A 24230-nucleotide genomic window follows, 5' to 3' on the forward strand; every position below is an offset into this window, starting at 1 on the left:
GCTGCAGATCGGATCGGTGATTCGGATCAGATCGAGAACCCGAGCGCGCGCATCATGTCGCGCCCGTCGTCGGTGATCTTCTCAGGGCCCCACGGCGGCATCCACACCCAGTTGATGCGGAACGCGTCCACGACGCCGTCGAGCGCCTGACCGGTCTGCTCTTCGAGCACATCGGTGAGGGGGCAGCCGGCGGAGGTGAGGGTCATGTGGATGACGAGCGCGTTGTGCTCGTCGTCCCACCCGAGGTCGTAGATGAGGCCGAGGTCGACGACATTGATCCCGAGCTCGGGGTCCATGACGTCCTTGAGTGCTTCCTCGACTTCGTCGAACTTCTGCGGACTCAGCGTTGTTACCATGTCGTTATCTTAGCCCCGACCGCGCTAGACGGCGGCTGCGTCGTCGGCGACTGCCGTTTCCTCGACGAGGAAGCGGTCGTAGCCTTCGTCCTCGAGGCGGTCGGCGAGTTCTGGGCCGCCCTGCTCGGCGATCTGGCCGTTGACGAACACGTGCACGAAGTCCGGCTTGATGTACCGCAGGATGCGCGTGTAGTGGGTGATGAGGAGCACGCCGAGGCCGATGTTCTCCTTGGCGCGGTTGACACCCTCCGAGACGATCTTCAGCGCGTCGACGTCGAGGCCGGAGTCGGTCTCGTCGAGCACGGCGAAGTTCGGCTTGAGCAGCTCGAGCTGGAGGATCTCGTGACGCTTCTTCTCGCCACCGGAGAAGCCCTCGTTGACGTTGCGCTCGGCGAAGGCGGCATCCATGCGCAGGTCCTTCATCGACTGGCGCACGTCCTTGATCCAGCTGCGGATGGGGGGAGCTTCGCCGTCGATCGCCGTCTTGGCGGTGCGGAGGAAGTTCGTTACCGTCACGCCGGGGATCTCGACCGGGTACTGCATGGCGAGGAAGAGGCCGGCGCGTGCACGCTCGTCGACCGTCATGGCCAGCACGTCTTCGCCGTCGAGCGTGATCGAACCGCTGTCCACCGTGTACTTCGGGTGGCCGGCGATCGTGTACGCGAGCGTGGACTTGCCGGAACCGTTGGGTCCCATGATCGCGTGCGTCTCGCCCTTGCGGATGGTCAGGTCGACGCCGCGCAGGATCGGTTTGGTGCCCTGGTCGGTCTCGACGCTGACGTGCAGATCGCGGATTTCAAGTACTGACATGGTGCTAGATCTCTTTCGTTGCGGTCGGGTCGATGTAGATGTCACCGTCGATCAGCTCGACGGTGTAGACGGGGACCGGCTCGTACGCCGGCAGGGTCAGCGGCTGACCCGTGGTGAGCGAGAACTGGGAACCGTGCGCCCAGCATTCGAGGTTGCCGTCCTCGACGAAGCCCTCGGCGAGGGAGATGTCGCCGTGGGTGCAGGTGTCGCCGATCGCGAAGACGTCGTCGTTCGCGTCACGCACGAGCGCGATGGGGACGCCGCCGATGACGACGCGCTTGGCCTGGTTGACGGCGAGCTCGTCGAACGAGCAGACCTTGGAAGACGCCACTACTGCTGCGCTCCACCCTCGGCGTGTTCGGCGGACGAAGCTGCCTGAGCAGCCTGCGCACCGAGCAGTTCGGCCTCGATCGCGTCCTGGAGGCGCTCCTGCAGAGGTGCGTCGCCGATCTGCTGGACGATCTCGGTGAGGAAGCCGCGGACGACGAGACGTCGCGCCTCCTCCTCCGTGATCCCTCTGGCCTGCAGGTAGAACAGCTGCTCGTCATCGAACCGGCCCGTGGCACTCGCGTGACCGGCGCCGGCGATGTCGCCGGTCTCGATCTCGAGGTTTGGCACGGAGTCTGCGCGCGTGCCGTCCGTGAGGACGAGGTTGCGGTTCTGCTCGTAGCTGTCCGTGCCGACCGCGCGGTTGCTGATGAGGACGTCACCGATCCAGACGGTGCGTGCACCGACGCCCTGGAGGGCGCCCTTGTAGGTGACGCGACCGCGCGTGTTCGGCGCGTCATGGTGCATGTACACCTGCTGTTCGAGGTGCTGACCCGCGTCGGCGAAGTAGACGCCGAGCGATTCGAGGTCGGAACCCTGACCGGCGAGGTGCAGCGTCGGATTGACGCGGACGACCTTGCCGCCGAGCGAGACGACGACGTGCTTGAGCTTGGCGTCGCGGGCGATCTCGGCGAAGTGGCTCGCGAGGTGCACCGCTTCGTCGTTCCACCACTGCACGCTGACGACCGTGAGCTGGGCCTGCTCGCCGACGACGATCTCGACGTTCTCGGTGAGTCGGGCGTCGCCCGTGCTCTCGAGGATCAGGATCGCGCGACTGAAGGGCTTCGCGGTGATGACGGTGTGCGCGCCGCGTGCGGCATCACCGAGCTGGGAGCGGTTCACGCGGACCGTCTTCGCCTCTTCACCATCGATCGTGATCGACAGCGCCTGTTCGAAGCTCGACCAGGCGTTGGCCGATGCGCGCTCCTCCGGGATGCCGGCGGAACCGACGCGGCCGTCGGTGCGGTCGATCCACTCGACGGTCACACCGTCGATCTCGTCCGCCTCGATCGGGTAGCTGGAGCCGTCGAGCTCCCCCGCCGTGAGATCGGTGAACGATGCCACGGGGCTGAGCTTCCACACGGCCTCACGGCCGGTGACGGCCGGGAAGTCGTTGACGTCGAACGACGCGAAGCGCTCGGAGCGAGTCTGGACGGGGACGACCTTCCCCGCTCCGTCGCTGTGCGCCTTGATGCCGTGCTGGCCCTCGGGCAGTTGGGTCTGAGTCGGTGCTGCAGTCGTCATTAACCGACTGATCCTTCCATGCCCATCTCGATGAGCTTGTTGAGTTCGAGTGCGTACTCCATGGGCAGTTCACGAGCGATGGGCTCGATGAAGCCGCGCACGATCATGGCCATGGCCTCGTCTTCGGGCATGCCACGGCTCATCAGGTAGAAGAGCTGCTCTTCGCTGACCTTCGAGACCGTGGCCTCGTGGCCCAGCTGGACGTCGTCGACGCGGATGTCGATGGCCGGGTAGGTGTCGCTCCGGGAGATCGTGTCCACGAGGAGGGCGTCGCATCGGACCGTGTTGGCCGAGTGGTGCGCGTTCGCGTCGACCCGGACCTCACCGCGGTAACCTGCACGACCGCCGCCACGGGCGATCGACTTCGAGACGATCGACGACTGCGTGTACGGAGCCATGTGGATCATCTTCGCGCCGGCGTCCTGGTGCTGGCCGGGACCGGCGAAGGCCACGGAGAGCGTCTCACCCTTGGCGTGCTCGCCCATGAGGTAGATGGACGGGTACTTCATGGTGACCTTGGAACCGATGTTGCCGTCGATCCACTCCATGGTCGCGCCCTCAGCTGCCGTGGCACGCTTCGTGACGAGGTTGTAGACGTTGTTCGACCAGTTCTGGATCGTCGTGTAGCGAACGCGGGCGTTCTTCTTCACGATGATCTCGACGACGGCGGAGTGCAGCGAGTCCGACTTGTAGATCGGGGCGGTGCAGCCCTCGATGTAGTGGACGTAGCTGCCTTCGTCGGCGATGATGAGCGTCCGCTCGAACTGGCCCATGTTCTCCGTGTTGATGCGGAAGTAGGCCTGCAGCGGGATCTCGACGTGGACGCCGGGCGGCACGTAGACGAACGATCCGCCCGACCAGACGGCCGTGTTGAGGGCAGCGAACTTGTTGTCGCCCGAGGGGATGACCGTGCCGAAGTACTCCTCGAAGAACTCGGGGTGCTCACGCAGAGCGGTGTCCGTGTCCATGAAGATGACGCCCTGGGCTTCGAGCTCTTCGTTGATCTGGTGGTAGACCACTTCGGACTCGTACTGGGCGGCGACGCCGGACACGAGGCGCTGGCGTTCCGCTTCAGGGATGCCGAGCTTCTCGTAGGTGTTCTTGATGTCGTCGGGCAGGTCGTCCCAGGTCTGGGCCTGCTTCTCCGTGGAGCGCACGAAGTACTTGATGTTCTCGAAGTCGATCTCGGAGAGGTCGGCGCCCCACAGCGGCATGGGTTTGCGCTCGAACAGCTGCAACGCCTTCAAACGACGTTGAAGCATCCAGTCCGGTTCGTTCTTGAGGCCCGAGATGTCAGTGACGACCTCGGTGTTGATCCCGCGGCGCGCGGAGGCGCCTGCGGCATCACCGTCGTGCCATCCGAACTCGTACTGTCCGAGTCCATCGAGCTCCGGGCGTTCGATCAGGATGTCTGACATGTGTCCCTCTTTCCTCCCTCGAGACAACCACCGGGTGATGGCTGCCATTCCCTCCCGACGACGTGGTTGTACCACTTCGTATCAGGGAGGGAGTGTGCGGGCGGCTTCATTGCGTACCTACAATGTTCATGAACCATGGCGCTGCGGCCTCGGTCGTGGAGTATCCGTCTCCGCGGTCCGTTATCGCTGTCGCGCGCACCGTGAACCTCATAATCCTACAGGTTGCTGTGCGTTTTGGGTGAGGACGATGGTCTTCATCCGCCCGAAGAGAGCAGTCTTCATCCGCCCGGAGAGAACAAAGGACCACCAGCCGTGTCAACGAGCGTGCCAGCGACCACAACCCTCTTCTCGAGATTCGTCTCGTGGTTGCCCTCCACGGTCAACCGCCCGGTGCGCGTCTTCGCCTGGCTGTCGTTCATCTTCCAGGTCGTCCTGATCGGCACGGGCGGCGCGGTCCGCCTGACGGCGTCCGGTCTCGGGTGCCCGACGTGGCCGAAATGCACCGACGGATCCTTCGTGTCGACGCCCGAGATGGGCATCCACGGCATCATCGAATTCGGCAACCGGATGCTGACGTTCGTGCTCGTGATCATCGTCGTCGCGGCGTTCCTCTCGGTCTTCCGCATGCGCAAGCAGCGCCGCGACCTCTTCTGGCTCACGCTCCTCCAGGGCCTCTCGATCCCCGCGCAGGCCGTCATCGGCGGCATCACGGTCCTCACGGGCCTGAACCCGTACGTCGTCGGCATGCACTTCGTCATCTCGATCCTGCTCGTCGTCCTCACGGCGACGCTGCTCTTCCGCGTGTACCGCGGCCCTCGCGGCGCTGTCCGCGTGATGCCGAGCTGGTACCGGATCATCGCCCACGTCGCATCGCTCTTCGTCGCGATCACGGTGATCTTCGGGATCCTCACCACCGGTGCTGGCCCCCACGCCGGCGACAACTCGAAAGAGGTTCCGGCTCCACGGAACGGCTTCGACCCCGAATTCCTCCAGCACCTGCACAGCTGGCCCGCGTATGCCCTGCTCGCGGCGACGATCGTCCTCGTCATCGGCGCGTGGACCCTCGGCTCGCCGAACGGCATCGCTCGCGTCCGTCGTGCCGTCGTGACGCTCCTGGCGGTCGAACTCGTCCAGGTCGCCGTTGGCCTCACGCAGGCGCGTCTCGGGCTTCCAGAGCTCCTCGTCGGCATCCACATGGTCCTCGCGGCGCTGCTCGTCGCGGCCATGACGAACGTGATCCTGTCGCTCACGCTGCCCGCGAAGGCTGCTGAGGCGTTCACGGCGGACGACCGCGCGGGTGTGGCTGCCGCGTAGCCAGCTAGCGCATGCCGATCGCGGTGACGCGGACGACGGCCGTGCCGGTCTCCTCGGACGCCTCGAGGTCGACGTCGGCGTCGATGCCCCAGTCGTGGTCCCCCGCTGGATCGGCGAACACCTGGCGCACGTGCCACACGGCACCGGATCGTTCGTCCTCGTCGTCGATCACGAGGAGCGCCGGGCTGCGCGCCCCCGCACCCGTCGGCAATTCGCCGTGCTCCTCGAAGTACGGATCCATCGCGTCGGCCCACGCGTCGGCGTCGAAACCGGATGATGCATCCAGTTCACCGAGGGCGTCGTACCGTTCGAGGGACGCCATCTGCACACGGCGGAACAGCTCATTGCGGACGAGGACAGTGAAGGCGCGCCGGTTGACGAGGATGCTCCGCGGCGTCGGCGGCAGCGAGTGCGCGATCTGATCGTGCTTGGCCGGGTCCGGATGGGAGAGCTCCTCCCATTCGTCGAGCAGGCTCGAGTCCACCTGGCGGACGAGTTCGCCGAGCCATTCGATGAGGTCGAGCAGTTCCTCGTCCTTGAACTCGTCCGGCACGCTCTGACGGATGGCGCGGTACGCGTCCGAGAGGTAGCGCAGCACGAGGCCCTCGGACCGCGAGAGGCCGTAGAAGGAGACGAACTCGCTGAAGTTGAGCGCCCGTTCGATCATGTCGCGGACGACCGATTTGGGGCGCAGTTCGAGGTCGAGCGCCCAGGGCTGCGACGCCGTGTAGCTCGCGAACGCCGCCGTCAGGAGTTCGTCGAGCGGCTTGGGGTACGTGACCTCCTCGAGGAGTTCCATCCGCTGGTCGTACTCGATGCCCTCGGCCTTCATGGCCTGGACCGCCTCGCCTCTCGCGAGGTGCTGCTGCGCGGCGAGGATGGCACGGGGGTTGTCGAGCGTCGATTCGACGACGGAGATGATGTCGAGGGCGAATCCGGGCTCGTCCGGCGCGATGAGCTCGAACGCCGCGAGGGCGAACGGCGACAGGGGCGCGTTGAGCGCGAAGTTCGCCTGCAGCTCGACCGTGAGCCCGATGACGACGCGGCCCGTCTCCGGATCGACCGTCTGCGTGATCACACCGGCCGTGCGCAGCGTGCGGTAGATCTCGAGCGCGCGCCTGGCGAGGGCGAACTGCTTCGCCCGCGGCTCGTGGTTGTCGAAGACGAGCGAGCGGATGGTCCCGAACGCGTCTCCCCCGCGGGCGATGACGCTGAGGAGCATGGCGTGGGTCAACTGCATGCTGCTCGTGAGCGTCTCCGGCTCGGCGTCCACGAGTCGCGCGAAGCTCGGCTCTCCCCAGGACACGAAGCCCTCCGGCGCCTTCTTGCGGATGATCTTGCGGCGCTTCTTGGGGTCGTCGCCCGCCTTCTCGATGAGCTTGAGGTTGTCGCTCTCGTGCTCCGGTGCCTGCACGACGACCGTTCCGGCCGTGTCGTAGCCGGCTCGCCCCGCACGGCCGGCGATCTGGTGGAACTCGCGCGCGTTCAGCTGGCGCATCTTCGTGCCGTCGTACTTCGTGAGGGCGGTGAAGAGCACGGTGCGGATCGGCACGTTGATGCCGACACCGAGCGTGTCGGTGCCGCAGATGACCCGGAGGAGCCCGCGTTGCGCGAGCTGCTCGACGAGACGACGGTACTTCGGGAGCATGCCGGCGTGGTGGACGCCGATGCCGCTCCTCACGAGGCGGGACAGCGTCTTGCCGAAGGCCGTGGTGAACCGGAACTCGCCGATGGCGTCCGCGATGGCGTCGCGCTGCTCCCGGCTGACGACCTTGATGCTCGTGAGCGCCTGCGCCCGCTCCAGGGCTGCCGCCTGCGCGAAGTGCACGATGTAGATGGGCGACTGGCCCGTGTGCAGGAGTTCCTCGACGGTCTCGTGGATCGGCGTCGTGGCATACGAGAAGTGCAGGGGCACCGGACGTTCGACGCCCGTGACGATCGCCGTCTCGCGGCCCGTGCGTCGCTGGAGGTCGGCGGCGAGCTCGCTCACATCGCCGAGCGTCGCCGACATGAGGATGAACTGCGTATCCGGCAGCAGGAGCAACGGCACCTGCCACGCCCACCCGCGATCGGGATCGGCGTAGAAGTGGAATTCGTCCATCACGACCTGGTCGATACCGGCGTCCGCACCGTGGCGGAGGGCCAGGTTCGCGACGATCTCGGCCGTGCAGCAGATGATGGGGGCGTCGGCGTTGACCGAGGAGTCCCCCGTGACCATGCCGACGTTCTCGGCGCCGAACGCGGCGACGAGTGCGAAGAACTTCTCGCTCACGAGCGCTTTGATGGGCGCCGTGTAATAGCTCCGGCGGCCCGTGCTGATCGCTTGGAAGTGGGCACCGGCGGCGACGAGCGACTTCCCCGTGCCCGTCGGCGTGGACAGGATGACGTTCGCGTCGTCGACGATGCCGATGAGCGCTTCCTCCTGTGCCGGGTAGAGCGACAGGCCGTCCGTTTCCGCCCAGTCGACGAAGGCGTCGAAGATCGCGTCGCTCCCACTCACGGTGGGCACACGATCGATCAGCGGGATGCGCTCCGCGTCCGCGCTGACGGTACTCACACTCAGAAGGGCAGCAGCGGGTCGATGCCGACGGCGACGAACAGGAGGGTCAGGTACGTGATGGAGCCGTGGAAGACGCGCATGGGCGAGACGTTCTCGTGACGGATCGCCAGGTTGTACAGGCGGTGCGTCTCGTAGATGAACCAACCGCCGGAGAGGAACGCGACGGCTCCGTAGACGATGCCCATGTCCGCCACGGGGATGAGCAGGAGCGAGCAGACGACCGTGGCCCATGCGTACAGGATCACCTGGAGGCCGACCTGAGCCCGTCCGCGGACGACCGCGAGCATGGGGACGTCGACGGCCTTGTAGTCGCTGCGGTACTTCATGGAGAGCGGCCAGTAGTGCGGCGGCGTCCAGAGGAACACGACGCCGAAGAGGATGACGGGCGCCCACGTGAGCGAACCGGTGACGGCCGACCAGCCGATGAGGACCGGGAAGCAGCCGGCGATGCCGCCCCAGATGATGTTCTGCTGCGTGCGACGCTTCAGCCACAGCGTGTAGATGACGACGTAGAAGAGGATGGCGCCGACCGAGAGGGCCGCTGCGAGCACGTTCGTCGTGAGCAGGAGCCACACGGTCGAGACGACCGCGAGCGTCCACGCGAAGACGAGCGCTTCGCGCGGCGTGAGCTCACCCGTGACGAGCGGACGCTTCTTCGTGCGGTCCATGACGGCATCGATGTCGCGATCGAAGTAGCAGTTGAACGCGGCCGCGGAACCGGCGCTCATGGCGCCGCCGATGACGGTCGCCACCACCAGCCAGATGTTCGGCAGCCCACCCTGCGCCAGGATCATGACGGGAATCGTCGTCACCAGCAAGAGCTCCATGACACGCGGCTTGGTCAGCGCGATGTACGCTTTCGCCTTGCGCGAGAATCCGACCCTGTCAGGCCGGACGCGATCTTCTACAGCGACGTCCATTGCTCCTCTAACCATGTCTCGGGGACACGTCTCGGCATCAATTCTATGCCAAAGCTGGGAGCCCGCCGGTCCGTCATGACGAAAGGTCGCCCCGCCAGGTGTGCGTTTCGCTATGCTGGAAAGGCTCGCTAGCCACCGTGCCGCGTTCCCCCAAGCTTCCCAACCGATGCTCGTGGTGCGCTGCGCGGGCGCCGAAGACGTCGTGGGCGACCGAACGCACAGAAGAGGGCATCCGCGACGCGGCCTGCCCCCTTGTTCCGATGAGAAGGGTCAGTATTCAGTGGCAGCTCTGCAGTGGGATCCCATTGACAACAAAGCAGTCGACACGGCGCGCATCCTCGCCGCGGACGCGGTCGAGAAAGTGGGCAACGGTCATCCGGGCACCGCGATGAGCCTCGCTCCCGCCGCCTACCTGCTGTTCCAGAAGGTCATGCGGCGCGATCCGCGCGACCAGCACTGGTTGGGGCGTGACCGATTCGTACTCTCGGTCGGCCACAGCTCGTTGACGCAGTACGTCCAGCTCTACCTCGGCGGCTACGGCCTCGAGCTCGAAGACATCGAATCGCTCCGCACCTGGGGCTCGAAGACGCCGGGCCACCCGGAGTTCGGGCACACCGACGGCGTCGAGATCACGACCGGTCCGCTCGGACAGGGACTCTCCTCGGCAGTCGGGTTCGCGTACGCGTCCCGCTTCGAGCGCGGCCTGTTCGACCCGGAGGCCGAAGCGGGCAAGAGCCCCTTCGACCACTTCGTCTACGTCATCGCCGGTGACGGCGACCTGCAGGAAGGCGTCACGAGCGAGGCCTCCTCGCTCGCCGGCCACCAGCAGCTCGGCAACCTCATCGCGATCTACGACTCCAACCAGATCTCGATCGAGGACGACACCAACATCGCCTTCACCGAGGACGTCAAGGCCCGCTACGAGGCCTACCACTGGCACGTCCAGGTCGTCGACTGGAAGCAGACCGGCGAGTACGTCGAAGACGTGCACGCGCTGAACGACGCCATCGAGGCCGCCAAGGGCGTGACCGACAAGCCGTCGCTCATCATCCTCAAGACGATCATCGGCTGGCCTGCGCCCAAGAAGCAGAACACGGGCAAGATCCACGGTTCCGCACTCGGCGCCGAAGAGCTCGCAGCGGTCAAGGAAGTCCTCGGCTTCGACCCCGAGCAGAACTTCTTCGTCGCCGACGAGGTCATCGAGCACACCCGCAAGGCCGTCGAACGCGGTGCAGAGGCCCACGCGGCCTGGCAGAGCGACTTCGACGCCTGGGCTGCAGCCAACCCCGAGCGCAACGCCCTCCTCGAGCGCCTGCTCGCCGGCGAACTGCCCGAGGGCGTCGAAGCGGCACTCCCCGTCTTCGAAGCCGGCAAGGACGTCTCGACGCGTGCGGCATCCGGCAAGGTGCTCAACGCACTCGGCCCCGTGCTCCCCGAACTGTGGGGCGGCTCCGCCGACCTCGCAGAGTCCAACAACACGACCATCGAGGGCGGTGCGTCGTTCATCCCGTCCGAGCACTCCACCCACGAGTGGACCGGCAACCCGTACGGGCGTGTGCTGCACTTCGGCATCCGTGAGCACGCCATGGCCGCGATCCTCAACGGCATCGTGCTCCACGGCCCCACCCGCGCCTTCGGCGGCACCTTCCTCATCTTCAGCGACTACATGCGTCCGGCAGTCCGTCTCGCCGCCCTCATGAACGTGCCGTCCATCTTCGTGTGGACCCACGACTCCGTCGCCCTCGGCGAGGACGGACCGACGCACCAGCCGATCGAGCAGCTCGCGACCCTGCGCGCCATCCCGAACCTCGCCGTCGTCCGTCCGGGCGATGCGAACGAGGTGGCGTACGCCTGGCTCGAGATCCTCAAGCGCCGCGGCGGCCCCGCCGGCATCGCACTGACCCGTCAGAACATCCCGGTGTTCGAGCGCGGCGAAGGCGAAGCCAGCGGCGAGACCTTCGCAGCTGCTTCCAACGTCGCCAAGGGCGCGTACATCCTGGCCGAAGCGCCCGGCGGCACGCCCGACGTCATCCTCATCGCGACGGGTTCCGAGCTCCAGCTCGCCGTCGACGCTCGTGAAGCGCTCCGTGGCGAGGGCGTCAACGCCCGTGTCGTCTCGGTGCCGTCGCTCGAGTGGTTCGAGGAGCAGTCCGACGAGTACCGCGAGCACGTTCTGCCGACAGCGATCACCGCTCGGGTATCGGTCGAGGCCGGTCTCGCGTTGACCTGGAAGAGCATCGTGGGCGACGCGGGTCGTACGGTCTCGATCGAGCACTTCGGTGCATCGGCGGACTACAAGACCCTGTTCCGCGAGTTCGGCATCACCACGGAGGCCGTCGTCTCCGCTGCGAAAGAGACGCTCGGCAAGTAGCCCGGGCGAAGGAGAGTAGAAGAATATGACTGAAACCCCCACCGCCCAGCTCAGTGCAGCCGGCGTCAGCATCTGGCTCGACGACCTGTCGCGCGAGCGCATCCAGTCCGGCGGACTGCAGAAGCTCATCGCCGACCGCAACGTCGTCGGCGTCACCACGAACCCGACGATCTTCGCTTCGGCGCTGAGCAACGGCGACGTCTACAAGGAGCAGGTCGCCCAGCTCGCCGCTGCAGGCAAGAACGTCACGGAGGCGGTCTTCGAGATCACCACCGACGACGTCGCAGAAGCATCGAAGATCTTCCGCCCCGTCTACGACGCCTCGCGCGGCTACGACGGACGCGTGTCGATCGAGGTCGAGCCCGGCTTCGCACACGACGCCGCCGCCACGATCTCGCAGGCCAAGGAACTCTGGGCCAAGGTCGACCAGCCCAACGCGATGATCAAGATCCCCGCAACGGTCGAGGGCCTCGAAGCCATCACCGCGACGATCGCCGCCGGCATCAGCGTCAACGTCACGCTCATCTTCAGCCTGGCTCGCTACCGCGAGGTCGTCAACGCGTACCTCACGGGTCTCGAGCAGGCCAAGGCCGCGGGCCACGACCTGTCGACGATCCACTCGGTCGCCTCCTTCTTCGTGTCGCGCGTCGACACCGAGATCGACAAGCGCCTCGAAGCGGTCGGCACGGACGAGGCCGTCGCGCTCAAGAGCAAGGCGGGCGTCGCGAACGCTCAGCTCGCCTACCAGGCGTTCGAGCAGGAATTCGGCAGCGAGCGGGCCACGGCCCTCCTCGAGGCCGGCGCCAACCGCCAGCGCCCCCTGTGGGCGTCGACGGGCGTCAAGTCCCCCGAGCTCCCCGACACGCTCTACGTGACGCAGCTCGTCGCGGACGGCGTCGTCAACACGATGCCGGAGAAGACGCTCGAAGCGACCTTCGACCACGGTGAGATCACGGGCGACACCGTCACGGGCTCCTACGCCGCTGCGAACGAGGTCCTCGACGCCATCGCGAAGCTCGGCATCTCCTATGACGAGGTGACCGCACTCCTCGAGAAGGAGGGCGTCGAGAAGTTCATCGTGTCCTGGAACGAACTGCTGGACACCGTGACGGCAGCGCTGGAGGCCTCCAAGTGAGCTTCAAGATCCATGTGAGCGGCGCGTCCGAGGAAGCGGTAGCGAACGTCGTCCCGACGCTCGTCGCCGACCTCGTCGCCTCGCGGATCACGTCGCAGGACCCCACGCTGTGGGGCCCTGCGGCCGAGGCCGAGGCAGCTAAGCGCCTCGGCTGGACGGAGGCAGTCGCCATCTCCCGTCCCCTCGTCGAGCCCATCCTCGCGCTCCGCGAGGAACTGCACGAACAGGGCATCGACCACATCGTCCTCGCGGGCATGGGCGGTTCCTCGCTCGCTCCAGAGGTCATCACGAACACGCTCGACGGACGACTGACGGTCCTCGACTCGACGGCTCCCGGCCAGGTCCTCAGCGCCCTCGCCGACCGCCTCGAGACCAGTGTGCTCGTCGTGTCCTCGAAGTCCGGCTCCACGGTCGAGACGGACAGCCAGCGCCGCACGTACGAGCAGGCCTTCCGCGATGCCGGCATCGACCCCACCGGTCGCATCGTCGTCGTCACCGACCCGGGCTCACCGCTCGAGGCCTCCGCGCGTGAAGCCGGCTACCGCGTCTTCAACGCCGACCCCAACGTCGGCGGACGCTACAGCGCGCTCACCGCGTTCGGCCTCGTCCCGTCCGGCCTCGCCGGCGTCGACATCGGTGAACTGCTCGACGACGCGGAATCCGTGCTCCTCGAGCTCGCGATCGACGACCCGTCCAACCCGGGACTCGTCCTGGGCGCGGCCATCGCCGGCACCACCCCGCTGCGCGACAAGCTCGGTCTCATCACCGACGGCACGCACATCGTCGGATTCCCCGACTGGGTGGAGCAGCTCATCGCCGAATCGACGGGCAAGTCCGGCAAGGGCCTGCTCCCCGTCGTCCTGAACACGCTCGCTCCCGAGCTCGAGTCGAAGCCGGCCGATCTCCAGATCGTCCGCATCGTCGACGACGCTGAAGCGCTGCACCTGTTCCCGCGCGACCGCCACGAGGGAGAGATCCTCGTCAGCGGCAGCCTCGGCGCCATGATGCTCGTCTGGGAGTACGCGACCGCCGTCGCGGGCCGCCTCCTCGGCATCGACCCGTTCGACCAGCCCGACGTCGAATCCGCGAAGGTCGCCACGCGCGGCCTCCTCGATGCACGCCCGGAGCCCACCGCTCCCGCGTTCGTCGACGCCGGCATCGAGGTCCGTGCGAGTGCAGGCCTCCTGGACGGCGTCACGACGCTGTCCGGTGCGATCGACGCACTCGTCGCCACCCTCGGCGCAGACGGCTACGTCTCGATCCAGGCCTACGTCGACCGTCTCGCGTCGCCGCAGCTGGAGAGCATCCGCGACCTCGTCGCCGCGAAGGCCGGTCGTCCGACCACCTTCGGCTGGGGCCCGCGGTTCCTGCACTCGACCGGTCAGTACCACAAGGGCGGCCCGGCCACCGGTGTGTTCCTGCAGATCACCGAGACGGCACCCGTCGACCTCGAGATCCCCGCTCGTCCGTTCACCTTCGGTCAGCTCATCCAGGCACAGGCCGGCGGCGACGCCGGTGTCCTCGCCGAGCACGGTCGTCCTGTCCTCACGTTGACGCTCACGTCGCCGGACCAGAACATCGTGTCCCTCTTCGACGCCGTCAACGATTAAGACGCGAACACAGCGACCAAGGAGCTGCATGTCCCCCGTGGATATCACCCCGGAGTCCAACCCGCTGCGGGTTGACTCCGACAGACGACTCAACCGGATCGCAGGCCCCAGCGGCCTCATCATCTTCGGTGTGACGGGCGACCTGTCACGCAAGAAGCTGATGCCGGCCGTCTACGACCTCGCGAACCGCGGACTGCTTCCGCCCGGATTCTCCCTCGTCGGCTTCGCCCGACGTGACTGGGAGGATCAGGACTTCATGGAAGTGGTCCACGATTCCGTCAAGCAGTACGCACGAACCGAGTTCAAAGAGGACGTCTGGAAGCAACTCGCCGACGGCATCCGCTTCGTTCCCGGCGAGTTCGGTGACGACGCCGCCTTCGCGAAGCTGAAGGAGACCGTCGAGGAACTCGACCGCGACCGCGGAACGATGGGCAACCACGCGTTCTACCTGTCGATCCCGCCGAAGGCGTTCCCGCAGGTCACCGAACAGCTGCGTCGTTCAGGGCTCGCAGAGCCCGACGACGGCCAGTGGCGTCGTGTGGTCATCGAGAAGCCGTTCGGAAGCGACCTGAAGACGGCACGCGAGCTGAACGACATCGTCCAGTCCGTGTTCCCGTCGGACTCGATCTTCCGCATCGACCACTACCTCGGCAAGGAGACCGTCCAGAACATCCTGGCGCTCCGCTTCGCGAACCAGCTGTACGAACCCATCTGGAACGCGAACTATGTCGACCACGTGCAGATCACGATGGCCGAGGACATCGGCGTCGGCGGTCGTGCCGGCTACTACGACGGCATCGGCGCGGCTCGCGACGTCATCCAGAACCACCTCCTCCAGCTCCTCGCACTGACCGCCATGGAGGAGCCCATCTCCTTCGACGCGGCCGATCTGCGCGCGGAGAAGGAGAAGGTCCTGGCCGCCGTCCGGCTCCCAGCCGATCTCGGCGCCTCGACGGCTCGCGGGCAGTACGCCGGCGGCTGGCAGGGCGGCGAGCAGGTGCTGGGCTTCCTCGAGGAAGACGGCATGAACCCGGAGTCGACGACGGAGACGTTCGCGGCCATGCGCCTCGACATCGGCACCCGTCGGTGGGCCGGTGTGCCGTTCTACCTCCGTGCAGGCAAGCGCCTCGGTCGACGCGTCACCGAGATCGCCGTCGTCTTCAAGCGTGCTCCGCAGTACCTCTTCGCGGAGAGCCAGACCTCGGCGCTCGGTCAGAACGCCCTCGTCATCCGTGTGCAGCCCGATGAGGGCGTCACGATCCGTTTCGGTTCCAAGGTCCCCGGTGCGGGAACGCAGGTCCGCGACGTGACGATGGACTTCGGCTACGGCCACGCCTTCACCGAGGCGAGCCCGGAAGCGTACGAACGCCTCATCTTGGACGTCCTGCTGGGCGACCCGCCGCTGTTCCCGCGGCACGAGGAGGTCGAACTCTCCTGGAAGATCCTCGACCCGATCGAAGAGTACTGGGCTGCGCAGCAGAACCCGCTGGAGCAGTACGCTCCTGGAACCTGGGGGCCTGCGTCGGCTGACGCGCTCATGGCTCGCGACGGACGGACGTGGAGACGACCATGATCGTAGACCTGCCAGACACCACCACCAGCAAGGTGTCCAAAGCCCTCGTGACCATTCGGGAGGACGGCGGCGCCGTCGCTCTCGGACGCGTCCTGACCCTCGTGATCTCCACGGCGCTCGGCGCCGAGGAGGAAGCGATCGAGGCGGCCAACGAGGCGTCGCGCGAGCACCCCATGCGGGTCATCGTGCTGTCGACCGACACGACCGGCACCGCCGGCCAGGTCGGCGACCGCCTCGACGCCCAGATCCGGGTCGGCGGTGACGCCGGCGCGAGCGAGGTCGTCATCCTCCGCGCCTACGGAGCAGTCGCCGAGAACGAGGAGAGCCTCGTGACCGGTCTGCTCCTGCCCGATGCGCCCGTCGTGGCGTGGTGGCCGGCCGAGGCGCCCGCGCGCGTCTCCGCTTCGCCCATCGGTCGGATCGCCCAGCGTCGCATCACGGACGCGTCGTCGCACTCGAACACGCACGAAGCGCTTCGGGCCTTGTCGGAGAACTACGCTCCCGGCGACACCGACTTCGCGTGGACTCGTCTGACGCTGTGGCGGGCCCAGCTCGCCGCGGTGCTCGATCAGCCGCCGTACGAGCAGGTCACCGCCATCCAGGTGTCCGGAGCGGCCGACTCCCCGTCGACCGAGCTCCTCGCGGCGTGGCTGCAGCTGCAGTTGCAGGTGCCCGTCACGCACGAGCTCACGATGGCGCACGGTTCGAGCGGCATCCACGGCGTCCGGCTCACGCGGGCTTCCGGGGACGTCGTCCTCGAACGTCCCGTACCGGACATCGCGACGCTCATCCAGCCGGGTCAGCCGACACACGACCTCTCCCTCCCCCGGCGCAGTCTCCGTGACTGCCTCGCGGAGGAGCTGAGGACGCTCGACCCCGATCAGCTGTACGGCCAGGTCATCACCGAGGGCCTCCCCGGCCTCGGCGAACCCGTGACACTGCGAGCAAGGACGAACTGATGGCGACCGAACGACGTGTACTCGTCTACCCCGATCGTGACCAGCTCACGGTCGCCGTTGCGAAACGGTTCCTTTCGCGGACGCGTGAGCTCCTCGAAGGACAGGACGTCGTACACGTCGTTCTGACCGGCGGCACAGTCGGTATCGGCACCCTTGAGGCGGTGCGTGCGTCGAAGGACCTGAAGAAGGTCGACTTCTCCCGCGTGCACTTCTGGTGGGGCGACGAGCGATGGGTCGGGCGCGCGGACCCGGAGCGCAATGAGCTCCAGGCCCGCGTGGCCCTCCTCGACGACCTCGACGTGCCGGCGGAGAACATCCACGCATTCCCCGCGTCCGACGACGGCATCGAACTCGATGCCGCAGCAGAGGTCTACGCTGCGGAACTGAAGTCGTTCGCACCGGAGGGCCACGACCTCCCCCGATTCGACATCACGTTCCTCGGTGTCGGCCCGGACGGCCACGTCGCCTCGCTCTTCCCCGAACGTCGCGAGATCACCGTGACCGAAGGAACCGTCGTACCGGTGCGCCAGTCCCCCAAGCCTCCTGCGGAGCGCTTGAGCCTGACGCGCGGCGCGATCAACTCCTCGGTCCGCGTGTGGCTCGTCCTCGCGGGCGCGGACAAGGCGTCGGCCCTCGGGCTGGCACTCGCCGGCGCAAGCTTCAACGAGGTGCCCGCCGCGGGCGCCAAGGGCAAGAAGCGCACGGTGTTCTTCGTGGACCAGGCCGCTGCGGCCGAGGTCCCGGACTCCCTCATCCTGCCGGAGTATTGATCTGCGGATCAGCACAGCTGCACGACACAGAAGAGGCCGTTCCCGATCGGGAACGGCCTCTTCTGTGTTGTGCTGAGAATCTGTCGCTTACGCCTTCTTGGCCGCAGCGGCAGCGGTGCCACGACGGGCACGCAGCTGCTGGAGCGCCTCTTCGAGGAGGGTTTCAGCCTCTTCCTCGGAGCGACGTTCCTTCACGTATGCGAGGTGCGTCTTGTAGGGTTCGAGCTTCGAGACCTCCGGCGGGTTCTCCTTGTCGCGACCGGCGGGCAGACCCGAGGTCGGGCAGTCGATCGTCTCGGGGATCTCCTCGTTCGGCACGTTGGCTGCGAAGTACCGTACGGTCTCGTTGCCCAGTGCGTCCCAGTAGGACACCGCGATGCGGTCGGCGTGGTAGCCGTGGTCCTGCTCTCCCATGGGGCCGGCGCCAACGCGCGAACCCCGGATGGCGCTTCCGCCAGATGCCATTGTGTCTTCCTTCTGTACTGGTGCCTGTGCTGCGGCCGGTGCGGCCCGATCGCTCGGGCCCACGGGCTTAGGACGCGGTGAACTTCGTGAGCAGACCGATCACGACGATGCAGGTCCCCCACGTGAGGCCGAGGATGACGGTGAATCGGTTCAAGTTCCGTTCCGCGACGCCCGATGAGCCGAGGTTGCTGGACATCCCGCCGCCGAACATGTCGGACAGACCTCCGCCACGACCCTTGTGCAGCAGGATCAGGAAGGTGAGCAGGAGGCTGGTGATGCCGAGCAACACCTGCAAGATGACCTGGAGAATCTCCACGTGGGACCTTTCAATTCGCGTTCAGAGAGGCTGAACCGTCGTCAAGTATACCTCGACCCTCCAACGGAGCCATGCCCGACAGGCTCGGCTCCGTTGGAGGGTTCGTGAGGGTGCGGCCGCTTAGAGGCCGACGTGCTTCTCGAAGCGTGCGATTCCGGCGAATTCGTCCGCCTGGAGGCTCGCGCCGCCGACGAGGGCGCCGTCGACGTCGGGCTGCTTCATGAAGCCGGCGATGTTGACCGCCTTCACGGAGCCGCCGTAGAGGATCCGGGTCTTTTGTGCGACGTCATCGCCGAGGATCTCCGCGATCGCTGTGCGCAGTGCGGCCGCGACCTGCTGAGCCTGCTCCGGCATCGCCGCCTGGCCGGAACCGATCGCCCACACGGGCTCGTACGCGACGACGATGTCCGCCGCGGTGTCGACGCCTTCGAGTGCCGCCTTGAGCTGCGCGACGGGGACGGCGCTCGGACCGTGCGTCTCCAGGTCCTCGGCGGTCTCGCCGATGCAGATGATCGGGACGATGCCGTGGCGGATGGCCGCCTTGACCTTCGCTGCGACGACCTCGTCGGTCTCGTTGTGCAGAGTGCGTCGTTCGGAGTGGCCGACGAGCACGTAGCTGCACTCGAGCTTCGCGAGGAACGCGCCGGAGATCTCGCCCGTGTAGGCGCCCGAGTCGTGCTGCGACAGGTCCTGGCCGCCGAAGCGGAGCTGGAGTTTGTCGGCCGAGATGAGCGTCTGCACCGAACGGAGGTCGGTGAACGGCGGGAACACGGCGACCTCGGCGGAGGCGTAGTCGTGCTTCGCGTCCTTGAGGGTCCAGTCCAGCTTCTGGACGAGTGCGATCGCCTGGAAGTGGTCGAGGTTCATCTTCCAGTTGCCGGCGATGAGCGGGACCCGCCCGTGCCGTGCGCCTACTGCTGCCATCCGAGGACCTCCAGTCCTGGCAGACGCTTGCCCTCGAGGAACTCGAGGCTGGCGCCGCCGCCGGTAGAAATGTGGCCGAACTGGCCGTCGGTGAAGCCGAGTGCTCGCACCGCTGCTGCTGAGTCACCGCCACCGACGACGCTGAGGCCGTCGGTGTGGGTGAGTGCTTCTGCGAGCGTCTTCGTCCCCGCCGCGAACGGCTCGAGCTCGAAGACGCCCATGGGGCCGTTCCAGAACACCGTCTTGGAATCGCGCACGATCGCGGCGAAGGCTTCCGCCGTCTCCGGACCGATGTCGAGGCCGAGGCCGGATGCGCCGAACGGGGTGTCCTCGATGGCGTCGGCCGCGCGCACGACGTGCTCCGCGTCCGCACCGAACTTCGAGGCGACGACGACGTCCGTGGGGAGGACGATCTTGACCCCGAGTTCCTCCGCCTTGGCGAGGTACCCGAGGACGGTGTCGATCTGGTCGGCTTCGAGGAGGCTCGACGCGACCTTGTAGCCCTTGGCTGCGAGGAAGGTGAAGAGCATGCCGCCACCGATGAGGAGCGCGTCGACGCGCGGGAGCAGGTGTCCGATGACGCCGAGCTTGTCCGAGACCTTGGAACCTCCGAGGACGACCGTGTACGGACGCTCCGGGTTCTCCGTCAGCCGGTCGAGGACTTCGAGCTCGGTCGCGATGAGGTGACCGGCAGCGCTCGGGAGGAGGCCCTCGAGCTCATAGACGCTCGCCTGCTTGCGGTGGACGACGCCGAACCCGTCGGAGACGACGACGTCGCCGAACGCGGCGAGCTTCGCGGCGAACGCGGAACGCTCTTCGGCGTCCTTGCTCGTCTCGCCCGGGTTGAACCGGAGGTTCTCGAGGAGGACGACGTCGCCGTCCTCGAGGGCGGCGACCGCATCGGTCGCTGCGCTGCCGACGGTGTCGGCGGCGAAGGTGACGGGCTTGCCGAGGAGCTCGCTCAGGCGCTGGGCGACCGGCGCGAGGCTGTACTTGGCGTCGGGCGCGCCGTCCGGGCGGCCGAGGTGGGAGACGATGACCACTCTGGCGCCCTGATTGATGAGGGCGTTCAGGGTGGGGAGTGCCGCGCGCACGCGGCCGTCGTCGGTGATGACGCCGTCCTTCAGAGGGACGTTCAAGTCAAGACGGACAACGGCGCGCTTGCCCGCGAGCGAACCGAGTGATTCGAGCGTGCGAAGTGCCATAACCTCTTCTGTCTTCAGATGGGTGGTGGGGCTGGAGGGTGAAACTGAGTCAGGCGCACTGAACACGGTTCAGTGCGCCTGACTCATACGACGGTGACTTACAGTCGGTCTGCGACGTATTCCGTGAGGTCGACGAGACGGTTGGAGTAGCCCCACTCGTTGTCGTACCAGGAAGCGACCTTGACCTGCGAGCCGATGACCTTCGTGAGGCCGGCGTCGAAGATCGAGGAGTGCGGGTCGGTCACGATGTCGCTGGAGACGATCGGGTCCTCGGTGTACTTGAGGATGCCCTTGAGGGGGCCCTCTGCCGCAGCCTTGTACGCAGCGTTGATCTCTTCGACCGTTGCGGGCTTCGTGAGCTCGACGGTGAGGTCGGTGATCGAGCCGGTCGGGACCGGAACGCGCAGTGCGTAGCCGTCGAGCTTGCCGACGAGCTCGGGGATGACGAGGCCGAGCGCCTTGGCGGCACCGGTCGACGTCGGGATGATGTTGACTGCTGCAGCGCGTGCACGGCGGAGGTCGCTGTGCGGGCCGTCCTGCAGGTTCTGGTCTGCGGTGTAGGCGTGGACCGTAGTCATGAGGCCACGCTCGATGCCGAAGTTGTCGAGCAGGACCTTCGCGAGCGGTGCGAGGCAGTTGGTGGTGCAGGACGCGTTCGAGATGATGTCGTGCGTCGCTGCGTCGTAGGTGCCCTCGTTGACGCCGAGGACGATGGTCGCGACGTCGCTGCCCGTTGCGGGAGCGGAGACGAGGACCTTCTTGGCTCCGGCGGTGATGTGCTTGCGAGCGTCTTCCGACTTCGTGAAGCGGCCGGTGGACTCGATGACGATGTCGACGCCCAGCTCGCCCCAAGGCAGGTTGGCGGGGTCGCGCTCTTCGAGGACGATGATGGGCTTGCCGTTGACGATGATCTTGTCGCCGTCGAGCTCGACCGTTGCGTCCAGACGACCCGTGATGGAGTCGTACTTCAGCAGGTGAGCGAGTGCCTTGTTGTCGGTGAGGTCGTTGACCGCGACGATCTCGAGGTCGCTGCCCTTCGCGAGGGCGGCGCGGAAGAAGTTGCGGCCGATGCGGCCGAAGCCGTTGATACCGATCTTTACGGACACAGATGACTCCTGATACTGGGGCGCGATGGCGCAGTTGTACGGATGCTCGAGTGAGCGGGGAAGGTTGTCCCGGACCGTGGGCCCGGGACAACCCTGTCACTTACGACAGTACCAGCAGGCCGCTGGTCTGTGCTCGCGCGACCTCGAAGCGGGCCTGGACATCGGCCCAGTTCACGATGTTCCAGAACGCCTTGACGTAGTCGGCGCGGACGTTCTTGTAGTCGAGGTAGTAGGCGTGCTCCCAGACGTCGAGCAGCAGCAGGGGGACGGTTCCGGCGGGGAAGTTGCCCTGCTGGTCGAAGAACTGCTGGATGTTGATGCGCTGGCCGAGGGTGTCCCACGTGAGCGCGGCCCAGCCGGAGCCCTGGACGCCGAGGGCGGCGGCAGTGAAGTGCGCCTGGAACTTGTCGAAGGAGCCGAAGTACTCGTCGACCGCGGACTCGAGCTCGCCAGTGGGCTTGTCGCCGCCGTCCGGGGAGAGGTTGTTCCACCAGATGGTGTGGTTGACGTGACCGCCGAGGTTGAACGCGAGGTCCTTCTCGAGCTTGTTGACGTTCGTGAAGTCGTTCGCGTATCGAGCCTCGGCGAGCTTGTCGAGCGCGGTGTTTGCACCGGCGACGTACGCTGCGTGGTGCTTGTCGTGGTGGAGTTCCGTGATCGCTGCGCTGATGTGCGGTTCCAGCGAGCTGTAGTCGTACGGAAGTTCGGGCAGGGTGTAGACAGCCATTCGTGTGATCTCCTCGAATCGTGCCGTGCACGGTCTGCGCACGGCTCTGAGCATCAGGCCCAGTCTAGTGAGACGAGTCCTTCACGGCCCGGGGTTCTCCCCCAGATGACGAATGGCTACACTCCGTTCGCCGGCCGGTCACCGAGCGCTGCTGTGTTCGGCGCGTGCGACCGGTCGGCGACGTGCGTCACACCTCGTCGAAGTCAGCGGGCAGGTTCGCGTCGGTTCCCGGGATGCCGAGGTCGGAGGCGTGCTTGTCGGCCATCGCGAGGAGGCGGCGGATGCGACCGGCGATCGCGTCCTTCGTCATGGGCGGGTCGGCGAAGTGGCCGAGCTCGTCGAGGCTCGCCTCGCGGTGGTCGAGGCGCAGGCGGCCGGCGTAGCGCAGGTGCTCCGGCACCTCGTCGCCGAGGATCTCGAGCGCCCGGTCGACGCGGGCGCAGGCGGCGACGGCGGCCTGCGCGGAGCGGCGGAGGTTGGCGTCGTCGAAGTTGACGAGGCGGTTGGCGGTCGCACGGACCTCCTTGCGCTGGCGCATCTCCTCCCACGAGGTGACGGTCGCGGTCGCGCCCATGAGCGTCAGCATGCCGCTGATCGCATCGCCCTCACGGATGACGACGCGGTGGACGCCGCGCACTTCACGTGCTTTCGCGGGGACGCCGATGCGCCCTGCCGCGCCGACGAGCGCCATCGCGGACTCGTTGCCGGGGCACACGACGTCGAGCGATGCCGACCGGCCGGGGTCGGTCAGTGAGCCCGTCGCGAGGAAGGCACCGCGCCAGACGGCCGCGAGTTCGTCGCGGGAGCCGGTCGTGAGGCGGTTCGGGAGGCCGCGGACCGCACGACGACGCGCGTCGAGGAGGCCGGTCTGGCGTGCAAGCGTCTCGCCGCCCTCGATCACGCGGACGACGAAGACGGCGGGTTTTCCGGAGGTGCCCGGATTCTGGACGAGGATCTCGCTACGGATGCCGTAGAGCTCGCCGATGTCGCGGCGGACGCGCTGCGCGAGCGCCGGGCTGTCCAGTTCGGCTTCGATGGCGACACGACCGGAGATCGTGTGGAGTCCGCCGGAGAACCGGAGCAGTGAGGCGAGCTCTGCTGCCCGGACCTGGTTGCGGGTTTCGCGGACGAGCGCCAGTTCGTTTTTGACGTCGGCGGTGAGGGCCACGTGGGTTCCTATCTGTTGGTGCGGGATGGGGCTGCGCTTGTGGCGCGGTGCGACTACTCGCGGCCCAGATCGCGGTGTCTGACGTGCACGGCGACGCCGGACAGGGTCCGGAGCCGCTCGGCCAGCTGCAGCGCGACGGCGACGGAGCGGTGTTTGCCGCCCGTGCAGCCCACCGCGATGGTGGCGTGACGTTTGTTCTCGCGCTGGTATCCGGCGAGGACCGGTTCGAGGGCTCGCGCGTAGCCCTCGATGAATTCTTCTGCTCCTGGCTGCGACAGCACGTACTCGCTGACCGCGGCGTCCTGGCCCGTGAGCGCTCGCAACTCCGGCACCCAGAACGGGTTCGGGAGGAAGCGCATGTCGGCCACGAGGTCGGCATCGGGCGGCAGACCGTACTTGAAACCGAAGCTCATGACGGTGACCTGCACACCGGGGACCTCTGCACCGGCGAAGAGTTCGCGCGTGGTCGTCGCGAGCTGGTGGATGTTGAGCTCGCTCGTGTCGATGATGACGTCGCTCGACTCCCGGATCTCGCTCAGGCGGGTTCGCTCGGCCACGATGCCGTCGAGGATGGTCCCCTCGCCCTGCAGCGGGTGCGGACGGCGCACGGCTTCGAAACGGCGGACGAGCGCCGCATCGGTCGCTTCGAGGAAGATCATGCGCAGGTGCGTTCCGCTGCGCAGTGCTGGGACGATCTCCTGCAGGTCGCTGAAGAAGTCCCGCCCTCTGACGTCGACGACGGCGGCGATGCGAGGGAGCCGCGAGCCGGCGCGCTCCGCGAGGTCGACGAGTGGCCGCAGCATCTGCGGGGGCAGGTTGTCGACGACGTACCAGTCGAGGTCCTCGAGTGCGTTGGCGACGGTGGAGCGTCCTGCGCCGGACATGCCGGTCACGATCAGCACTTCCTGTTGGTGCTGCGGCTGACCGGGAGACATCGACACGCTTTCGACG

General features: G+C 66.9%; 22 protein-coding genes. 7 read left to right on the forward strand and 15 right to left on the reverse strand.

The window, feature by feature from the left end; translation table 11 throughout:
* Positions 1–26: 26 nt before the first annotated feature.
* The 5 genes from ACQ3HB_RS07270 to sufB are packed head-to-tail and all read right to left on the reverse strand — an operon-like array spanning position 27 to position 4156.
* Positions 27–356: a metal-sulfur cluster assembly factor gene (locus tag ACQ3HB_RS07270; RefSeq protein ID WP_430919098.1), complete on the reverse strand. Its 330-nt coding sequence runs from the start codon at positions 354–356 to the stop codon at positions 27–29.
* A 24-nt stretch (positions 357–380) separates the two neighbouring features.
* A complete protein-coding gene (gene sufC, locus ACQ3HB_RS07275) occupies positions 381–1166 on the reverse strand; it encodes a Fe-S cluster assembly ATPase SufC (RefSeq protein ID WP_430919099.1) in 786 nt (261 codons plus the stop codon).
* Positions 1167–1170: 4 nt separating this feature from the next.
* Entirely contained in the window at positions 1171–1497 is a 327-nt protein-coding gene (locus ACQ3HB_RS07280; RefSeq protein ID WP_430919101.1) for a non-heme iron oxygenase ferredoxin subunit, read from the reverse strand.
* The gene (gene sufD, locus ACQ3HB_RS07285; protein ID WP_430919103.1) at positions 1497–2738 is read right to left on the reverse strand and encodes a Fe-S cluster assembly protein SufD; all 1242 of its coding nucleotides are present in this window, start codon (positions 2736–2738) and stop codon (positions 1497–1499) included. The genes ACQ3HB_RS07280 and sufD overlap by 1 nt, the downstream gene beginning before the upstream one ends.
* Entirely contained in the window at positions 2738–4156 is a 1419-nt protein-coding gene (sufB, locus tag ACQ3HB_RS07290) for a Fe-S cluster assembly protein SufB (RefSeq protein WP_430919104.1), read from the reverse strand. Before sufB ends, sufD begins: the two co-directional genes overlap by 1 nt.
* Positions 4157–4468: 312 nt before the next feature.
* Here sufB and ACQ3HB_RS07295 point away from each other — a divergent pair, with 312 nt between their 5' ends.
* Positions 4469–5470, forward strand: coding sequence for a COX15/CtaA family protein (locus ACQ3HB_RS07295; protein ID WP_430919106.1), 1002 nt, complete (start codon positions 4469–4471; stop codon positions 5468–5470).
* A 4-nt stretch (positions 5471–5474) separates the two neighbouring features.
* Here the strand turns inward: ACQ3HB_RS07295 and ACQ3HB_RS07300 are convergent, their stop codons facing one another.
* Entirely contained in the window at positions 5475–7997 is a 2523-nt protein-coding gene (locus tag ACQ3HB_RS07300; RefSeq protein WP_430919421.1) for a DEAD/DEAH box helicase, read from the reverse strand.
* Between the two features lie 32 nt (positions 7998–8029).
* The gene (locus ACQ3HB_RS07305) at positions 8030–8950 is read right to left on the reverse strand and encodes a heme o synthase (protein WP_430919107.1); all 921 of its coding nucleotides are present in this window, start codon (positions 8948–8950) and stop codon (positions 8030–8032) included.
* Between the two features lie 280 nt (positions 8951–9230).
* Here ACQ3HB_RS07305 and tkt point away from each other — a divergent pair, with 280 nt between their 5' ends.
* Genes tkt through pgl form a run of 6 tightly spaced genes read left to right on the forward strand, consistent with a single transcriptional unit; the run spans position 9231 to position 17368 of the window.
* Entirely contained in the window at positions 9231–11321 is a 2091-nt protein-coding gene (gene tkt, locus ACQ3HB_RS07310) for a transketolase (RefSeq protein ID WP_430919109.1), read from the forward strand.
* A 25-nt stretch (positions 11322–11346) separates the two neighbouring features.
* Entirely contained in the window at positions 11347–12456 is a 1110-nt protein-coding gene (gene tal, locus ACQ3HB_RS07315; protein WP_430919111.1) for a transaldolase, read from the forward strand.
* Complete coding sequence (locus tag ACQ3HB_RS07320; RefSeq protein ID WP_430919114.1) at positions 12453–14066, forward strand: glucose-6-phosphate isomerase; 1614 nt, start codon at positions 12453–12455, stop codon at positions 14064–14066. Before tal ends, ACQ3HB_RS07320 begins: the two co-directional genes overlap by 4 nt.
* A gap of 28 nt (positions 14067–14094) precedes the next feature.
* On the forward strand, positions 14095–15639 hold the full coding sequence (zwf, locus tag ACQ3HB_RS07325) for a glucose-6-phosphate dehydrogenase (protein WP_430919116.1): 1545 nt from the start codon (positions 14095–14097) through the stop codon (positions 15637–15639).
* Positions 15636–16598, forward strand: coding sequence for a glucose-6-phosphate dehydrogenase assembly protein OpcA (locus ACQ3HB_RS07330; protein ID WP_430919118.1), 963 nt, complete (start codon positions 15636–15638; stop codon positions 16596–16598). The genes zwf and ACQ3HB_RS07330 overlap by 4 nt, the downstream gene beginning before the upstream one ends.
* A complete protein-coding gene (gene pgl, locus ACQ3HB_RS07335) occupies positions 16598–17368 on the forward strand; it encodes a 6-phosphogluconolactonase (RefSeq protein ID WP_430919120.1) in 771 nt (256 codons plus the stop codon). The genes ACQ3HB_RS07330 and pgl overlap by 1 nt, the downstream gene beginning before the upstream one ends.
* An 87-nt stretch (positions 17369–17455) precedes the next feature.
* On the opposite strand, the gene ACQ3HB_RS07340 is transcribed toward pgl, so the two are convergent.
* The 8 genes from ACQ3HB_RS07340 to rapZ form a co-directional block, all read right to left on the reverse strand.
* Positions 17456–17833, reverse strand: coding sequence for an RNA polymerase-binding protein RbpA (locus ACQ3HB_RS07340; RefSeq protein WP_430919122.1), 378 nt, complete (start codon positions 17831–17833; stop codon positions 17456–17458).
* Between the two features lie 67 nt (positions 17834–17900).
* A complete protein-coding gene (gene secG / locus ACQ3HB_RS07345; RefSeq protein ID WP_422780486.1) occupies positions 17901–18149 on the reverse strand; it encodes a preprotein translocase subunit SecG in 249 nt (82 codons plus the stop codon).
* Positions 18150–18269: 120 nt separating this feature from the next.
* On the reverse strand, positions 18270–19073 hold the full coding sequence (gene tpiA, locus ACQ3HB_RS07350) for a triose-phosphate isomerase (protein ID WP_430919124.1): 804 nt from the start codon (positions 19071–19073) through the stop codon (positions 18270–18272).
* Positions 19061–20278 (reverse strand): phosphoglycerate kinase, encoded by a 1218-nt coding sequence (locus ACQ3HB_RS07355; RefSeq protein WP_430919126.1) that lies wholly within the window; start codon positions 20276–20278, stop codon positions 19061–19063. The genes tpiA and ACQ3HB_RS07355 overlap by 13 nt, the downstream gene beginning before the upstream one ends.
* Before the next feature lie 98 nt (positions 20279–20376).
* Positions 20377–21384, reverse strand: a complete 1008-nt coding sequence (gap, locus tag ACQ3HB_RS07360; protein WP_430919128.1) for a type I glyceraldehyde-3-phosphate dehydrogenase — start codon at positions 21382–21384, stop codon at positions 20377–20379.
* A 100-nt stretch (positions 21385–21484) separates the two neighbouring features.
* The gene (locus tag ACQ3HB_RS07365) at positions 21485–22111 is read right to left on the reverse strand and encodes a superoxide dismutase (RefSeq protein ID WP_430919130.1); all 627 of its coding nucleotides are present in this window, start codon (positions 22109–22111) and stop codon (positions 21485–21487) included.
* Between the two features lie 187 nt (positions 22112–22298).
* Entirely contained in the window at positions 22299–23279 is a 981-nt protein-coding gene (whiA, locus tag ACQ3HB_RS07370; RefSeq protein WP_430919132.1) for a DNA-binding protein WhiA, read from the reverse strand.
* A 53-nt stretch (positions 23280–23332) separates the two neighbouring features.
* Positions 23333–24214 (reverse strand): RNase adapter RapZ, encoded by an 882-nt coding sequence (gene rapZ / locus ACQ3HB_RS07375; protein WP_430919133.1) that lies wholly within the window; start codon positions 24212–24214, stop codon positions 23333–23335.
* Between the last annotated feature and the right edge of the window lie 16 nt (positions 24215–24230).

Origin of the sequence: Plantibacter lichenum (assembly GCF_050587525.1) — a bacterium.
Taxonomy (GTDB): Bacteria; Actinomycetota; Actinomycetes; order Actinomycetales; family Microbacteriaceae; genus Plantibacter.

Bases quoted from the DNA above. Each gene is read 5' to 3' on its own strand.
- ACQ3HB_RS07270 (WP_430919098.1), bottom strand. From the start codon at position 356: ATGGTAACAACGCTGAGTCCGCAGAAGTTCGACGAAGTCGAGGAAGCA.
- sufC (WP_430919099.1), bottom strand. From the start codon at position 1,166: ATGTCAGTACTTGAAATCCGCGATCTGCACGTCAGCGTCGAGACCGAC.
- sufD (WP_430919103.1), bottom strand. From the start codon at position 2,738: ATGACGACTGCAGCACCGACTCAGACCCAACTGCCCGAGGGCCAGCAC.
- sufB (WP_430919104.1), bottom strand. From the start codon at position 4,156: ATGTCAGACATCCTGATCGAACGCCCGGAGCTCGATGGACTCGGACAG.
- ACQ3HB_RS07305 (WP_430919107.1), bottom strand. From the start codon at position 8,950: ATGGACGTCGCTGTAGAAGATCGCGTCCGGCCTGACAGGGTCGGATTC.
- tal (WP_430919111.1), top strand. From the start codon at position 11,347: ATGACTGAAACCCCCACCGCCCAGCTCAGTGCAGCCGGCGTCAGCATC.
- zwf (WP_430919116.1), top strand. From the start codon at position 14,095: ATGTCCCCCGTGGATATCACCCCGGAGTCCAACCCGCTGCGGGTTGAC.
- ACQ3HB_RS07330 (WP_430919118.1), top strand. From the start codon at position 15,636: ATGATCGTAGACCTGCCAGACACCACCACCAGCAAGGTGTCCAAAGCC.
- pgl (WP_430919120.1), top strand. From the start codon at position 16,598: ATGGCGACCGAACGACGTGTACTCGTCTACCCCGATCGTGACCAGCTC.
- ACQ3HB_RS07340 (WP_430919122.1), bottom strand. From the start codon at position 17,833: ATGGCATCTGGCGGAAGCGCCATCCGGGGTTCGCGCGTTGGCGCCGGC.
- tpiA (WP_430919124.1), bottom strand. From the start codon at position 19,073: ATGGCAGCAGTAGGCGCACGGCACGGGCGGGTCCCGCTCATCGCCGGC.
- ACQ3HB_RS07355 (WP_430919126.1), bottom strand. From the start codon at position 20,278: ATGGCACTTCGCACGCTCGAATCACTCGGTTCGCTCGCGGGCAAGCGC.
- ACQ3HB_RS07365 (WP_430919130.1), bottom strand. From the start codon at position 22,111: ATGGCTGTCTACACCCTGCCCGAACTTCCGTACGACTACAGCTCGCTG.
- rapZ (WP_430919133.1), bottom strand. From the start codon at position 24,214: ATGTCTCCCGGTCAGCCGCAGCACCAACAGGAAGTGCTGATCGTGACC.